This window comes from Actinopolyspora lacussalsi subsp. righensis (assembly GCF_900116555.1).
Classification (GTDB): domain Bacteria; phylum Actinomycetota; class Actinomycetes; order Mycobacteriales; family Pseudonocardiaceae; genus Actinopolyspora; species Actinopolyspora lacussalsi.
This window is the reverse complement of record NZ_FPAT01000009.1, coordinates 162,981-177,703: the sequence shown is the minus strand read 5'-3', so window position 1 is coordinate 177,703 and position 14,723 is coordinate 162,981. Positions and strand designations below refer to the sequence as shown.

At 68.3% G+C, this 14,723-nt stretch carries 13 protein-coding genes and 1 riboswitch; of the genes, 3 read left to right on the top strand and 10 right to left on the bottom strand.

Features of this window, described 5'->3' with window-relative positions; translation table 11 throughout:
• Positions 1-21 precede the first annotated feature (21 nt).
• The 8 genes from BM394_RS16660 to metG all read right to left on the bottom strand — a co-directional run bounded on the left by BM394_RS16660 (position 22) and on the right by metG (position 9,979).
• Entirely contained in the window at positions 22-831 is an 810-nt protein-coding gene (locus BM394_RS16660; RefSeq protein WP_092979549.1) for a MetQ/NlpA family ABC transporter substrate-binding protein, read from the bottom strand.
• A gap of 239 nt (positions 832-1,070) precedes the next feature.
• The gene (locus BM394_RS16655; protein ID WP_092979548.1) at positions 1,071-1,757 is read right to left on the bottom strand and encodes a methionine ABC transporter permease; all 687 of its coding nucleotides are present in this window, start codon (positions 1,755-1,757) and stop codon (positions 1,071-1,073) included.
• The gene (locus tag BM394_RS16650) at positions 1,754-2,773 is read right to left on the bottom strand and encodes a methionine ABC transporter ATP-binding protein (protein ID WP_092979547.1); all 1,020 of its coding nucleotides are present in this window, start codon (positions 2,771-2,773) and stop codon (positions 1,754-1,756) included. Before BM394_RS16650 ends, BM394_RS16655 begins: the two co-directional genes overlap by 4 nt.
• A 217-nt stretch (positions 2,774-2,990) precedes the next feature.
• A riboswitch (SAM riboswitch) is annotated at positions 2,991-3,080 on the bottom strand.
• Positions 3,081-3,282: 202 nt separating this feature from the next.
• Positions 3,283-4,161, bottom strand: coding sequence for a 16S rRNA (adenine(1518)-N(6)/adenine(1519)-N(6))-dimethyltransferase RsmA (gene rsmA, locus BM394_RS16645; RefSeq protein WP_092979546.1), 879 nt, complete (start codon positions 4,159-4,161; stop codon positions 3,283-3,285).
• A 347-nt stretch (positions 4,162-4,508) separates the two neighbouring features.
• Positions 4,509-6,011 carry a resuscitation-promoting factor gene (locus BM394_RS23545; protein ID WP_092979545.1) on the bottom strand — a complete coding sequence of 501 codons (1,503 nt, stop codon included), beginning with the start codon at positions 6,009-6,011 and terminating at the stop codon, positions 4,509-4,511.
• A 567-nt stretch (positions 6,012-6,578) separates the two neighbouring features.
• A complete protein-coding gene (locus BM394_RS16635; RefSeq protein ID WP_092979599.1) occupies positions 6,579-6,938 on the bottom strand; it encodes a transglycosylase family protein in 360 nt (119 codons plus the stop codon).
• 251 nt (positions 6,939-7,189) lie between these two features.
• Complete coding sequence (locus BM394_RS16630; protein ID WP_092979598.1) at positions 7,190-8,035, bottom strand: TatD family hydrolase; 846 nt, start codon at positions 8,033-8,035, stop codon at positions 7,190-7,192.
• 150 nt (positions 8,036-8,185) lie between these two features.
• Entirely contained in the window at positions 8,186-9,979 is a 1,794-nt protein-coding gene (metG, locus tag BM394_RS16625) for a methionine--tRNA ligase (RefSeq protein WP_092979544.1), read from the bottom strand.
• Positions 9,980-10,241: 262 nt separating this feature from the next.
• On the opposite strand from metG, the gene deoC reads away from it, so the two are divergent.
• From deoC to BM394_RS16610, 3 genes are read left to right on the top strand one after another with little or no spacing between them, the layout of a single operon-like run.
• A complete protein-coding gene (gene deoC / locus BM394_RS16620) occupies positions 10,242-11,222 on the top strand; it encodes a deoxyribose-phosphate aldolase (protein WP_092979597.1) in 981 nt (326 codons plus the stop codon).
• The gene (locus BM394_RS16615; RefSeq protein ID WP_092979543.1) at positions 11,219-12,667 is read left to right on the top strand and encodes an aldehyde dehydrogenase family protein; all 1,449 of its coding nucleotides are present in this window, start codon (positions 11,219-11,221) and stop codon (positions 12,665-12,667) included. Before deoC ends, BM394_RS16615 begins: the two co-directional genes overlap by 4 nt.
• Positions 12,660-13,553, top strand: a complete 894-nt coding sequence (locus BM394_RS16610) for an aldehyde dehydrogenase family protein (protein WP_092979542.1) — start codon at positions 12,660-12,662, stop codon at positions 13,551-13,553. The genes BM394_RS16615 and BM394_RS16610 overlap by 8 nt, the downstream gene beginning before the upstream one ends.
• An 84-nt stretch (positions 13,554-13,637) precedes the next feature.
• On the opposite strand, the gene BM394_RS16605 is transcribed toward BM394_RS16610, so the two are convergent.
• Entirely contained in the window at positions 13,638-14,279 is a 642-nt protein-coding gene (locus BM394_RS16605) for an HAAS signaling domain-containing protein (RefSeq protein ID WP_092979541.1), read from the bottom strand.
• Positions 14,276-14,629: a PadR family transcriptional regulator gene (locus tag BM394_RS16600; protein ID WP_092979540.1), complete on the bottom strand. Its 354-nt coding sequence runs from the start codon at positions 14,627-14,629 to the stop codon at positions 14,276-14,278. Before BM394_RS16600 ends, BM394_RS16605 begins: the two co-directional genes overlap by 4 nt.
• Positions 14,630-14,723 lie beyond the last annotated feature (94 nt).

The following is a 14,723-nucleotide window of genomic DNA, read 5'->3' as shown; positions in this document are numbered from 1 at the left end:
GGGGTCCGGCAGGTCGTGCGATCAGCTCGCGGGGATGACGGACTTGCCGCCGTACTGCTCGTTGATGAAGTCCTTGACCTCCTGGGACCGCAGCATGTCGACGAGCTTGTCGATGCGCGGGTCACCCTGCATCTCGGAGTTGGTGACCACCCCGTTGACGTAGGGGTTGTTCTCGGTCGACTCCAGGGCCAGCGGGTCGTCCAGATTGGCCTTGAGCGCGTAGTTGCCGTTGACCACGGCGAACCGCACGTCCTGCAGCGAGCGCGGGATCTGGGCGGCCTTGAGCTCCTCGATCTGGAGGTTCTTCGGGTTGTTGACGATGTCGCGGACGTCGGTCTCCTCGGCCGCGCCCTGCTTGAGCTCGATCAACCCCTTGGACTGGAGCAGTTTGAGCGCCCGCCCCCGGTTGGAGGGATCGTTGGGGATCATGACGCTGGCGCCGTCGGAGACCTTGTCCAGCGAGTCGATCTCCTTGGAGTAGATGCCCAACGGCTCCAGGTGCACCGGGGCGACCCAGTGCAGGTCACCACCGCGCTCCTCCTTGTACTCCTCGAGGAACGGCTTGTGCTGGTAGTAGTTGGCGTCCAGCGAGCCGTTGGCCGTGGCGGCGTTGGGTCTGTTGTAGTCGCTGAACGTCTCGATCTCGATCTCGATGTCCCGTTCGGCGGCGAGGTTCTCCTTGACGAACTGCAGGATCTCGCCGTGCGGCTGCGCGGTGGCGCCGACCTTGATCGCCGCGTTCGGGTCGTCCTGCGCGGCCGACCCGCCGCCGCAACCCGCTAACGCGAGTGTGCAGGAGGCGAGCACTGCGGCGAGGAGCTTGGTACGCATCGAAGGTCCTTTCGGATCTCGGTTCGGCGGCGTTCGCCGCCGCAACGGCACAAGAGGCCGGTCGTCTTCTTCGGTTCTGTCGGTTTCTGCCGGGCGGTTTTCGATCCGGTGGAAGGCTCCCGTTGGAAGGCACCCAGTGGGAGGCTCGACCTGTCGGGCCGCGAGAACTCACCGGGAAGAGCGAAACCGCCGTGTCTCACGCCCGAGGAGCCGTGTCGCACACCCGGGGAACGGCGGGCTCAGACATTGGTGGCGGCACGCCTGCGGTCGACCAACTTGGTCACCCAGTCGGTGATCAGCTGCATCCCCCATGCCAGGACTCCGAGCAGCACCACCGAGACGTAGAGCACACGGTCGTCGTAGGCGTTGTAACCGTCCAGGATCGCGGTGGCACCCAGTCCGCCGCCCGCGATGGCACCCGCCATAGCGGCATAGCCGATCAACGCGAGCATGGTCACCCCGATCGCGCCGACCAACGCCGCTCGCGCCTCGCTGAGCAGCACTGTCCACACGATCCGGAACTTGCCCGCTCCGGTGGTGACCGCGGCCTCCACGATCGCGGAATCCACTTCGCGCAACGCGTTGGAGGTCAACCGCGCGAAGAACGGCACCGCGGCGATGGCAAGCGGCACGATCGCCGCGCTGCTGCCGAAAGCCTGTCCCATCAGCAGCCGTGTCAGCGAACCGACCACCACCAGCAGCACCACGAACGGGATCGAACGCGTCACGTCCACGATCGCGCCGAGCACCCGGTGTAACAGCGGTTTGGGGGTCAGCCCCACGGGTGAGGTCATGTGCAGCCAAACCCCCAACGGCAGACCACCGACCACCCCCACCAGGGTCGACATCAAGACCATGTAGAGGGTCTCGACAGTCGCGGGACGTACCAGTTCCAAGACCTCCGACCAGGGGGTCACGTCACTCACGCGGCAACTCCATCAACGCTCACGGGAGCGCGGCGCACATGCGCATCGCGCTCGATCATCCACTTCAGCGCGGACTCGGAACGTTCACCGGACAGCCCGACACGGAATTTGGCGACGGGCGTGTCCCCGAGCCGCGTCAGTCCACCGCCGAGAATGGACAGCTCCACCCCGAACCGGCTCGAAGCCTCGGGCAGCAACGCACCCACGGCCGCGAAACCGACCAGCACCACCTCGGCGACGACGTCGTGCCCGCCGGAGTCGAGCTGCAGCGTGCTCGCCTGGTCGGTCTCGGGCAACAGGGTCGAACCGATCCGGCTGCCCGGTTCGGAAACGAGGTCCAGCACCTTGCCGTGCTCGACCACCCTGCCCTGTTCGAGAACGGCGACGTCGTCGGCGATGCGTCGAACCACTGCCATGTCGTGCGTGACCACCAGCACCGTCACACCCAGCTCGGAACGAGCGCGCTCCAGCACGGTCAACACCGAGTCGGTGGTACCGGGGTCCAGCGCCGAAGTCGGCTCGTCGGCGAGCAGCACCGAGGGCTTCGCCGCCAGCGCACGCGCGACCGCGACCCGCTGCCGCTGCCCGCCGGAGAGGTGGTCCGGATAGACCGAGGACTTGTCGGCCAGCCCCACCAGGTCGAGCAGCTCGGCGACCCTGCCGCGGCGCTGGGCGGCGGGTACCTTCGCCGACTCCAGCGGCAGGGCGACGTTTCCCGCCGCCGTACGCTGCCGCAACAGCGAATCGCCCTGGGGAACCACACCGATCTGGCGCCGCGCCGCGCGGAGCTTGCTGCCCTCCAGCGAGACGAGATCGGTCCCGTCCACGCGGATGGCTCCGCTGTCGGGCTTCTCCAGCAGGGCGATGCAACGCGCGAGGGTGGACTTACCGGCACCGCTGGTCCCCACGACTCCGCAGACGGAACCGTCCGGCACCTGCAGGCTCACGTCGTCGAGCGCCGCCACGGGGGTGTTGCTCTGGGTGAAGGTCTTGGTCAGGTTTTCGACTGTGATCACGATCGAACTCCGCTTCAGCTCGCCTCGGCCGCGGACGTGCGAGGGCGCACGCGAAGACCGGGTGGAAAGGAACCAGGGGCCAGTACGGGATCAGACGTGGCGCCGACAGGCGGTAGTGGTACGCCGCCCGAGATCGACAACACGACGCTCCGTCAGGCCGAGGCGGATAGCCACGGGCAGCGTCTTGGCGCTTGCGGTGGAACTCAGAGACAAATCAACTCCATCGTTCCTGGCGGTAGCACCTGCCCGATCCGGGTGGTTGCTGCGGCTTCGTCGAGCCAGATCTCTCAGCCGCTCGGGATGGACTCCGCGGAAGAGTAAACATCATCGATTCCGCTGGACGCAAGTTGATATGAGTCACTTTCCGCCGTTTGTAGTATTCGTCACTGGCACTAGTGGCGGAACGAAACGAAAAGAATGGTTACAACCAGTGCCCGGTCGAATACGAAAACCCCGGCCGGAATCGAGCGACGGTGCGCTCCGGTCGGCGGGAAACTCGGAATTGTCGATCAGGTTTCGGTTTCCGCGAGCCCGGCCAGAGCGGCGAACTCGGTGATGTGGAGTTGCTCTCCCCTGGCGGCCGGATCGACTCCGGCCGCACGCAACAGCCGCTCCGCGCGTTCCGACGAACCCGCCCAACCCGACAGCGCGGAACGCAGCGTCTTGCGGCGCTGGGCGAAGGCCGCCTCCACCACGGCGAACACGCGGTCGCGGTCGATCTCGGCGGGCGGCTCGTGGCGGGTGAAAGCCACCAACCCGGAATCCACGTTCGGCACCGGCCAGAACACGTTGCGCGATACCGAGCCCGCACGTCGCACATCGGCGAACCAGGCGCACTTCGCGCTGGGGGCGCCGTAACGGCGACTGCCCGGCCCGGCGGCCATCCGGTCGGCCACCTCGGCCTGCACCATCACCAGACCGTGCCGCAACGAGGGCAGCTCGGCCAGCAACCGCAGCACCACGGGGACCGCCACGTTGTACGGCAGGTTCGCCACGAGTGCCGTCGGCGCGCGTCCGGGACCGCCGAACTCGGCCGCGCTCAGCCGCAACGCGTCACCGTTGATCACCCGCAGTCGCTCGGCCAGCGCAGGAGCGTGCTCGGTGACGGTGGCCGAGAGGCGGTCGGCGAGCAGGGAATCGATCTCCACGGCGGTCACCGCGCCTGCCGTTCCGAGCAGGGCCAGGGTCAGTGAGCCGATGCCGGGACCCACTTCGAGAACCACGTCGTCGGAGTCGATACCGGCGGTGTCGACGATGCGCCGAACGGTGTTGGGATCGTGTACGAAATTCTGCCCCAGTTTCTTGGTGGGACGAAATTCGAGCCGCTCGGCCAGTCCTCGAACCTCGGCCGGACCGAGCAGGCGGACTGCGGACGGCTGTTGCTCCACACCTTCGAAACTAGCAGCCCGAATTCCCACGACCGCGTCGGGACGGCGGGTGGGCGTCGATTTCTCGCGAAATCGCCGGGACGGCGGGGCGGCACAGCGGAGGAGTGGGCGTCGAATTCCCACGAAATCGCCGGGCCGCTTCGACGCAGTGCCGAACCCCGACCACCCTCGCAGGGCGAACCCCGACCACTCACGCAGTCGGCCCCGCCGCGGGTTCTCCGGCGAGTGCCTCGCGAGGACGGCCCCGACGTTGTGTAGTACCTACCCGATGTCGGGGCACCCGCAGCGAGGCACCGCCGGAGGTTCCGCCACGGCACCACCATGGCAACCCGAGCGGAAAACTTCGATCACGTGAGGCCGAGCTGGGAGGAGCAGGAGGGCCAGGCTCCGTAGCCCCCTCGCGCGTCGCGCAACTTGGTTGCGATGGCGATCTGCTGTTCCCTGCTGGCCTGGTGCGGGTACGCGGCGTACTGGTCGCCACCGTAGGCGTCCCAGGTCGACTTGTTGAACTGGACACCACCGTAGTAACCGTTCCCGGTGTTGATGTGCCAGTTGCCGCCCGACTCGCACTCGGCCAGCTTGTCCCAGACACCGCTGTTCGGCGGCTGCTTGCCACCGACGCGCACGACCTTGGGCTCGGCCTCGGTGACCACTTTCTCGCCGACGGTCTCCCGCTTGACCTCTTCGCCGTTGCGGGTGGTCACCCGGGTGAAGACGATCTTCTCCCCGGCAGTGCCCTGTTTTTCGACCCTGCGCTCGCCCTTGAACATCGAGTCGTCGACGATCTCCTTGACCGGCGGCTCGATCTTCTCCCGGACGTTGACGGTCGAGATGCCGGTGCGGTCGATCCGCACCTCGGCACCTTCGCTGATCCGCTTCCCGGAGCCGGGCGTGACCTCGTCGTTCTCGTCGACCCGAAGGCCCTGCTTATCGAGCAGTTCCTCGACCGTGACGGCGGTGGTGGTCAGCTGCCTGGGCTTGTCGCCGCCGTCGACGATCGTGATCGACTTGGCGGTCTTGACCTCCAGGCTCATGCCCTCCTCGGGCACGGGCATGGTGCGCTTGGCGGAGACCGAGGCCCCGTCGGTGGGGACGCCGAGCTGACGCAGCGCCTGGCCCACCGTGACCGAACGAACCCATTCCTCCCGGGTCTGTCCGTCGACGGTGAGTTCGATCTTCCTGCCGCGGTCGAGCGAGATGGTCTCGCCGTGCTCGACCTTGGAACCGAGCGAGGGGCTGAGAGCGTCGTGCTTGTCGACCTCGATGCCCTCGTCCTCGAGCACCTCGCCCACTGTGGACTCGTAGGTGCTGACCTCGCGTTCCTTGCCGTCCACCTCGACGGTGACCGACTTGTCCATCGCGGCGGCCGCGCCGCCCGCACCGGTGATGGACAGGATCACGGCCGCCACCGCGCTCTTGAGGAAACGCCGTTTCCAGGTGCCGATCGCCTCGGACAGTTCCGGCGAGGGCGCTTCCAGGTCCTCGTAGGAGATCGAGTCGGACAACGGCAGCGGCGGCATCACCGTCGTCTCGGCGTTGAGCAGCCTGATCAGCTCGTCGACCTCGAGGTCGGCGTCGGCCATCAGGTCCTCGACGTCGGGACCGATGATCTCGTAGAGGTCCTGCGGGGTGATGCTCAGTGCGCCCGGGGGAAAACTCGGGTGATCCTGCGCCGGGTAGGGCGGTATGTTCCCGGTCCGTTCCTCGGGGGGTTCCAGCACGCCGACGGCGGTGTGCCGCTCGCCGGGAACCGCCGGGGTGAACCAGTCCGTCCCGTCGAGTGTGTTCTCCCGGCGGGCGTGCTGCCCGTGGCCCGAGGGCTGCTCACCCAAATAGCCGCGTTCGTTCACAGGGTCGTTACCTCCCGAAGGCGGGAAAGACGTGCCCGAGACGTCCGGAGGGAAACCGCCCCTTCGGCTTCCGACCGGCACGCGCGAGCGCGTTACCTTCGTGCTTCGTGTCCGTATCCGACTCCCGTAGCCAGCGCCGCCAGCCGACCATCGCGCCCGTAATTCGTGTTCCGAGCGGCGAGGGCAGGCTACCCCGACGTACACCGGCGAAGACTGCGGGCGTAATCCGTGACCGTGGTCATCGGTTTACGAGTTCGAGACTCTAGCGTGATGATCCGCGCGCTGCCAAGGATCACGAAATCGCTGTGACCTGAGTTACCGACACGAAATCGACTTCCCCAGCGCACAGGGCATCGATGAAATTCACACGATCGAACCGAAATATGTTCGGCCATTGGCCGCCACACGTCATAACGCGCAGATCTCGACACCGCGCGTGATCGTCAGTATCGGGTTCCTCGCACTATCGAGGGTTATCGATTACCCATACAGCGGTTTCCCGCCCGCACTGGGTTTCCCGCCCGCACGGGGCCGCGGAACGGCTCGCGGCCCCGCCGCGACATCCCACTAGTGCGGCAATCCCAGCCGGCGGGCGCAGGAGGGCCATGCTCCGTAATCGCCGCGGGCCTCGCGCAACCGACTCGCGACCTCGATCTGTTCGGCGCGCGCGGCTCGGTGGGGATAATGCGCGTAGCGCTCACCGCCGTAGGCGGCCCAGGTGCTGCGCAGGAACTGCAATCCACCGTAGTAACCGTTTCCGGTGTTGATGTGCCAGTCACCGCCCGATTCGCACCGTGCCAACCGGTCCCACACTTTTCCCGGGGTGCGCTGGTGCTCGGCCGCGGCGGCGGGGGAACCGGCCCCCATGCTCGCGGTCAGGGCCGCCGCCAACAGGATCGCGCCGCGTGGAACGTGTCGAGTTCTCATGACCACCTTCTCGGCCGTGGTTCCGGGCAGCGGAACGTCCCCGTGGAACCCCGTGACAGCGGCCCGCCCGAGCGGCTCGGCCGAACTCACGCCGAAGGCCCCGAACGGGGTTCACGGTGCGCCGATCGAACCGGCGAGCACCGTCGAACTCCCCATCCCGGCTTCCACTTCGGACGGTAGGAGGACGCGGAGTGGTCGCAAGCCGACATCACCGCGGCTGATCGAGAAGGTGGCCGGAGAGTTACCGAGACTCAGCCAGCTGCTACACGATCGAGTTGAAAAACTCGTTCGGTAGTGGCCGTCAGCGCGACCGCGAGTTCCGCGACACTCGTCTCACGCAGTTCAGCAAGGTCACGAACGGTGTAATTTACGCAGTACGGTTCGTTGGGCCTGCCGCGAAACGGGTGCGGTGTCAGGAACGGCGCGTCGGTCTCGACGAGCATCTGCTCCACCGGCACTAGGGCCGCCGCTTCCCGGAGACCGCGCGCGTTCGCGTTGCGGAAGGTGGCCGTACCCGCGAACGAGAGCACGTAACCGGCTGCCACGCAACGGCGGGCGAAGTCGGCGTCACCGGAGAAGCAGTGGAAGATCACCGTCTCGGGAGCGCCCTCCTCGTCCAGGATGCGCAGGATGTCCTCGTGCGCGTCCCTGTCGTGGATCATGAGCGGCTTGCCGATCCGCTTGGCGAGGTCGATGTGCCAGCGGAACGCCTCCTGCTGCGGTTCCGGCGGGGAGTAGTCCCAGTAGTAGTCGAGCCCGGTCTCCCCGACCGCGACCACCCTGGGATCACGGACCAGCTCGGCCAGCGTTTCCCGCTCGTACTCGCCGAAGTCCTTGGCCCTGGTGGGGTGCAGCGCGACCGCGGCGTGGACCCGCTCGTCCCAGCCCGCGGCGGAGAGCGTCCACTTCGCCGACTCGATGTCGTCGGCCACCGTCACCACCCGGCCGACCCCCGCGGCCTCGGCCCGGTCCACCATGCGGCGAACATCCGCCGCCTCGACCGCGCCACAGGCGTCGAGATGGGTGTGCGCGTCCACCACCGGAGCGGGCAACGGCTCCGGCTCCGGTGGCGGGGTTCGTTTGTCGCCCTTGCTCACTCCGCCCATTATTCCCGTGAGACGCCCGTCACACCCCGGCCCCCGGCGAACCGAGGGCGCGCGGGCGAAAGGCCCGGCCGCTCCGGTGGGAACGACCGGGCTGGGAACGATCGGGCTGGGAACGACCGGACTGGGAAGTCCACCGCCGGATCAGCTCTGGATCGGCGCCCACTCCGGTCCGGTCTCGGCCAGCTCGGGGTCGAGCTTGCCGAACAGCGGCGTCGGCTTGCTCAGCGGTGTGCCGACCCCGATCGGCCGGGACTCCCAGCTGGCCTGCTCGGAGCCGTAGTCACCGGTCAGGATCGGATAGGAACGGTCGGACACGTCCAGGTCGTCGACCTCCCGCAGCTGCGGCTGCGCCGCCCACGTTCCCGTACCGCCCAGCAGCTCGTGCACCCGCTGCGCCGAGTGCGGCAGGAACGGGGTGAGCAGGGTGTTAGCGTCCGAGACCAGCTGCAACGCGGTGTGCAGGATGGTGTCGCGGCGTTCCGGATCGTCCTTACGCTTCCAGGGTTCCTGCTCGGACAGGTACTTGTTGGCCGCCGAGACGACCCGCATCGCCTCCTGGGTGGCGGCGCGGAACCTGGAGCGCCGCAGGTGCCCGCCGACCACGTCGAAGGCGTCGCGGGCCATCGTCTTGAGCTCCTCGTCGGCGGCCTCCGGAACGCGGGGTTCGGGAACGGCGCCGACGTTCTTGGCAGCCAGCGAAACCGCCCGGTTTACCAGGTTCCCCCACTCGTTGGCGAGTTCGAAGTTGATCCTGCGGACGAACTCGTCCCAGGTGAAGTCGACGTCCTGGGTCTCGGGACCGGCCGCCGAGATGAAGTAGCGCAGCGCGTCCGGCCCGAACTCGCGCACGAAGTCACGCACGTAGATCACCGTTCCCCGGGAAGTGGAGAACTTGGACCCGGTCATGGTCAGGAACTCGCTGGAGGCGATCTCGGTGGGCAGGTTCAACTCGCCGTAGGGACCGGCGTTGCCGCCGCGATCCCCGGCTCCGTTGTGCCCCATCAGCAGGGTGGGCCAGATCTGGGCGTGGAAGGTGATGTTGTCCTTGCCCATGAAGTACACCCGCAGCGCCTCCGGGTCGTTCCACCAGGCACGCCACGCCTCGGGATCACCGGAACGCCTGGCCCACTCGACGCTGGCCGAGAAGTAGCCGATCACCGCGTCGAACCAGACGTAGAGTCGTTTCATCGACTGCTCGTCCCAGCCCTCCAGCGGGACCGGAACCCCCCAGTCGAGATCGCGGGTGATCGGCCTGGGCCGCATGTCCTCCACGAGGTTGCGGGTGAAGTTCAGGACGTTGGAGCGCCAGTCGGTACGCGTGGACAGCCACTTGCCCAGCGTCTCGGTGAAGGCGGGCAGGTCCAGGAAGAGGTGTTCGGTCTCCACGAAGCGCGGCACTTCCCCGTTGATCCGGGAGACCGGGTCGCGCAGCTCGGCCGCGTCGAGCTGGTTGCCGCAGTTGTCGCACTGGTCGCCGCGGGCACCGTCGTGATCGCAGATCGGGCAGGTGCCCTCGATGTAGCGGTCGGGCAGGGTGCGGCCGGTGGAGGGACTGACCGCTCCGGTGGTGGTCTTGGGGATGATGTAGCCGTTGCGGTACAGCGCCAGGAAGATCTGCCGCACCACCTGGTAGTGATTGCCGGTGGTGGTCCGGGTGTAGAGGTCGTAGCTTACCCCGAGCGATCCCATGTCCTCGGCGATCACCCGGTGATACTTGTCCACCAGCTCACGCGGGGTGATGCCTTCCTTCTCCGCCTGGACCTGGATCGGGGTCCCGTGCTCGTCGCTGCCGGAGACCATGAGCACCTTGTTCCCGGCCATTCGGTGGTACCGCGAGAAGACGTCCGAGGGGACACCGATTCCGGAGACGTGACCGATGTGTCGCGGCCCGTTGGTGTAGGGCCAGGCCACTGCGGTAAGGACGGGGGTACTCATGGTTCACAGCCTACGTAAACCCGCGTCGGGAACTCGAGCGGGTTTGTCGTGTGACGGCATCACCACTTTCCGGAGTCGCGGCAGGGCAGCCGGAACGCGCCACCGCCGGAACCGCTCGAAGCGCCACCGGGAGAGTCCGTAGGGGGAGCGTCGAGCAGGCGCGCCGTTGAGCGTGTCGGTGACGACGTGGAGCCACCGGGGCCGAACGCGGACCGCGCGGTGAACATTGGTCACGGCGGAGCGGCACCGTAGACTGCTCCGCATGGCCGATTCGCCGTCATCCAGCCCACCGAGAACGGGACCACCGGGCGAGCTGGCCGAGGCCACCCGCGACGAAGCCGCGTTGACGCGTTTCCTGCGCGGGCTGCCCGGCATCGACGCGGTGGGACTCGAACAGCGGGCCACCGCGCTGGCCGGGCGCGCCGTCAAGGGAGAGGCCAAGCTGCGCGCCATCGACCGCGCGGTGAGCATGGTGGACCTGACCACGCTGGAGGGTGCGGACAACGCGAGCAAGGTGCGTGCGCTTGCGGCCAAGGCCCGCACCCCGGACTCGCGGTTCCCGGACGTCCCCCGGGTCGCCGCGCTGTGCGTCTACCCTGATCTGGTCGCCGAGGCGGTGACGGCACTGCGCGGCTCCGGGGTCGGGGTCGCCTCGGTGGCGACCGCGTTCCCCTCGGGCCGCTCCACGCCGCGCGCCAAGCTGGCCGAGGTGGAGCTGGCGGTTGAGTCCGGCGCCGACGAGGTGGACATGGTCATCGACCGCGGTGCTTTCCTCGCGGGCGAGTACGGCCGGGTCTTCGACGAGATCGAACAGGTCCGGGCAGCGTGCGTGCCCGCCCACCTGAAGGTGATCCTGGAAACCGGCGAGTTGGGCGGCTACGACAACGTGTGGCGGGCGAGCTGGCTGGCGCTGCTGGCGGGGGCCGACTTCGTCAAGACTTCCACCGGCAAGGTCTCCCCCGCCGCGACCCTGCCGGTGACCCACGTGCTGTTGCGGGCGGTACGCGAGTGGCGGGAGCGAACCGGGCAGACGCGCGGTGTCAAACCGGCGGGCGGAATCCGCACCACCAAGGACGCGATCCGCTACCTCGTGGCGGTGCGGGAGGTGGCGGGACCTGACTGGTTGAGTCCCGAACTGTTCCGGTTCGGGGCGTCCGGACTGCTCAACGACCTGCTGATGCAGCGCGAAACGCAACTTCACGGCCACTACAGTGGCCCCGACCAGGTGACGGTGGATCTTTGACGGAGCCCGACGCGAATCCCCTGGAGTACGCGCCCGCCCTCGAATCCGCGACGGTCGCCGCGCTTCGGGAACGCTACCGCCCGTTCATCGACGGGGAGTTCACCGACGGCACCGGTGCGGTTTTCTCCAGCGTGAATCCGGCGACCGGAGAACCGCTGGCGGAGATCACGAGCAGCGCGGAGTCCGATGTGGACCGCGCGGTCGCCGCGGCCGAGAACGCCTTTCGGCACCGCTGGGCGGCGATCAGCGGTACCGACCGGGCCAAGTACCTGTTCCGGATCGCCCGGCTGCTGCAGGAACGTTCCCGGGAACTGGCGGTGCTGGAGACACTGGACACCGGCAAGCCCGTCAGGCAGGCGACGGAGTTCGACCTGCCCAACGCGGCGGCGTGGTTCCTGCACTACGCGGGCTGGGCGGACAAGCTGGACCACGCCGGATTCGGGCCCTCCCCCGCACCGCTCGGGGTGACCGGGCAGGTGGTCCCGTCGAACTTCCCGCTGCTGCTGCTGGCGCAGCGAATCGCTCCGGCTCTGGCCTGCGGGTCCACCGTGGTCGTCAAACCATCCGAACGGACACCGCTGAGCGCGCTGGTGTTCGGCGAGATCTGCGAGCAGGCCGGTCTACCCCCCGGCACGGTCAACATCCTGCCCGGCGACTCGGGGACCGGAGCGAGCCTGCTGACACATCGCGGGGTGCGGCACGCGGTTTTCACCGGTTCCACCGAGGTGGGCGAACGGGTGCGGCGCGACCTCGCCGGCCGGGGCAAACGAGTCACGTCCGAACTGGGCGGCAACGGGGTGAACATCGTGTTCGCCGACGCGGCGCCGGAGGAGGCGGTGCGGGGCGTGGTCGAGGGTGCCTTCTTCAACCAGGGACGGGTCCGCTGCGCGGGCTCGCGGCTGCTGGTGGAGGAGTCCGCGGCCGAGGAGTTCGTGGCACGGCTGCGCGACCGCATGGCGGAGCTGCGGGTGGGCGATCCGATGGATCGCAACACCGATGTGGGGTCACTCGGCTCGACGGCCGAGGTGGAGCGGCTCTCCGAGCTCGTGGAGCGTGGCGTCGCGGAGGGGGCGAGTCGTTGGACCGTGCCGGCGACGCTGCCACGGCACGGCGATTTCATGGCTCCCACCCTGCTGACCGACGTGCAGCAGTCCATGAGCGTGGCGCGAACGGAGGTTTTCGGCCCGGTTCTCTCGGTGCTGACCTTCCGCACCGCGCGGGAGGCCGTGACCAAGGCCGACAACACGCCGTACGGTCTGGCCGCGGGCGTGTGGAGCGAGAAGGGCTCCCGCGCGCTGTGGACGGCGCGCGGGCTGCGTACCGGTGTGGTGTGGGCCAACACGTTCCACCGGTTCGACCCGACCGCTCCGTTCGGTGGGCGCGGTGAGTCCGGGAACGGTCACGTCGGCGGTGCCGCGGGTCTGGAGGCCTATCTCGATGTCTGAAGACGAGGCGCGGGTGAGCACGCGGAAGAGGGTGACGGTGCCCAAGACCTACAAGCTCTACGTGGGCGGGTCCTTCGCCAGATCCGAGTCGGGCCGGGTCGTCGCGGTCGCCGACGCGGACGGGACGTTCCGGGCGAACGCGGCGAAGGCCTCGCGCAAGGATCTGCGCGACGCCGTGGCCGCGGCCCGCAAGGCGTTCGACGGCTGGTCCGGTGCCAGCGCCCACAACCGTGGGCAGGTGCTGTTCCGGGTCGCCGAGATGCTGGAGGGGACGCGGGACCGGTTCACCTCCGAGGTGGCGGCGACCGAGGGGCTGTCCGCGACGGAGGCGGAACGGGCGGTGGATACCGCCGTGGACCGAATGTTCTGGTACGCGGGCTGGACCGACAAGCTCGGCGTCCTGCGGGGCGGTGTCGGCCAGGTCGCCGGTCCGTACACCGTGCACAGCACGCCGGAACCCGTGGGCGTGGTGGGGGTGGTGGCGCCCCGGCGCTCCTCGCTGCTGGGTCTGGTCAGCGTGCTGGCCCCGGTGCTGGCGGCGGGCAACAGCGCGGTGGTACTCGTGGATGCGGAACTGGCGGTGCCCGCCGTGAGCCTGTGCGAGGCACTGGCCACTTCGGACGTACCAGGTGGGGTGGTCAACGTGCTCACCGGAGATCCCGCCGAACTGATCTCACGGCTGGCATCGCACTCCGATGTGGACGCGCTGGATCCGAGCGGGGCGGACGAAACCCTGCGTGGCGAGCTGGAGGAGACGGCCGCCGGGAGCGTCAAGCGGGTACTCGACGCTCCGCTCGTGGAACCGGACTGGAACACCGCGCCCGGCACGGGGCGGTTGCGTGCCTTCACCGAGCTGAAAACGGTGTGGCACCCACTCGGGGAGTGACCCCGGCGCTCCGCGATTTCTCGCGAAATCGCGGAGCGGGCGGTCGACTGGCGGGCGGTCGCTCGGGAGGACCGCCCGGCACGCTCAGGAACTCCCGACGACACCGGGCCTGGGATCCACGATCCGGTTGCCGCGAATGGTCCGGGCCAACAGGCCCACCGTGCCGAGCAGGAACACCGCGGCGAAGACGAAGGCGATCCAGCGCGGCATCGTGACCAGCACCGGCTCGGCGCCGACCACCCGCTCGATCCAGTTCGCCACGAACGGTGCGAGCACCAACGTCGCCAGCGCCCCCAGCCCGAACCACACTCGCCGCCCGACGCTGTGAAGCTCGGTCGCGGCACGCATCGCCAACAGCAGCGGCACCACCAACAGTGCCAGCAGGGCGACGATCCCGACGAGGCTGCCGGTCGTCAGCGTGACCTCGTTCGCGGTGGCGGCGGAAGTCGCCAGTTCCGCTCCGCACAGTGCCAACGCGGCGACCAGCAGCACACCCGGGCGCAGCACGGCCCGCCGAGGCGAACCACCGGTCGTGCCGAACTCCTCGGCCACCCGCACCGCGTACTCCCCCGGTGTGCCGAACGCCTCCACCGGATCCTGCCCCGTTTCGGCCACGTGGGACTCCACCTCGGCCAGCACGTCGCCGACCCGGTCCCCCGGCACCTCGCGCATCCGCAGCGCGAACATCAACTCGTTGCGGTACTTCTCCGACGATACCGCGGTCATGAACTCATCCCCCGTTCGAGTACAGCGGTGGCGTTCTCGGCGAACTCGGTCCACTGCGGCCCGTGTTCGGCCAGCACCGCACGGCCCCGCTCGGTGAGCAGGAAGAACTTCCGGCCCGGCCCACCGGAACCCGCACGCCACTCGCTGCGCACCAGCCCTTCCGAATCGAGGCGGTTGAGCAGCGGATACAGCGTTCCCGGTTTCATCCCCGGAAGTCCGGCCTCGTCGAGACGCCGAACCAACGTGTAGCCGTAGTCCTCCCCGCTCTCGGCCAGCAGTGCGAGCACGGCGAGATCGAGCACCCCGCGCAGCCACTGCGTCTGTCGTTCCACCGGTTTCCGCTCCGACACGACTAGAAACTAGCACTGACTAGTATGCCTCGCAAAGTAGTAAATCACGAAGCATACCGATCGGCACTTGACTTTGCGTCGCAAAGTAAGTGAA

What these genes read in the sequence shown, in the direction of transcription:
- BM394_RS16635 (WP_092979599.1), bottom strand. Translation starts at nt 6,938, where the DNA reads ATGAGAACTCGACACGTTCCACGCGGCGCGATCCTGTTGGCGGCGGCC.
- metG (WP_092979544.1), bottom strand. Translation starts at nt 9,979, where the DNA reads ATGAGTACCCCCGTCCTTACCGCAGTGGCCTGGCCCTACACCAACGGG.
- BM394_RS16660 (WP_092979549.1), bottom strand. Translation starts at nt 831, where the DNA reads ATGCGTACCAAGCTCCTCGCCGCAGTGCTCGCCTCCTGCACACTCGCG.
- deoC (WP_092979597.1), top strand. Translation starts at nt 10,242, where the DNA reads ATGGCCGATTCGCCGTCATCCAGCCCACCGAGAACGGGACCACCGGGC.
- BM394_RS16610 (WP_092979542.1), top strand. Translation starts at nt 12,660, where the DNA reads ATGTCTGAAGACGAGGCGCGGGTGAGCACGCGGAAGAGGGTGACGGTG.
- BM394_RS16605 (WP_092979541.1), bottom strand. Translation starts at nt 14,279, where the DNA reads ATGACCGCGGTATCGTCGGAGAAGTACCGCAACGAGTTGATGTTCGCG.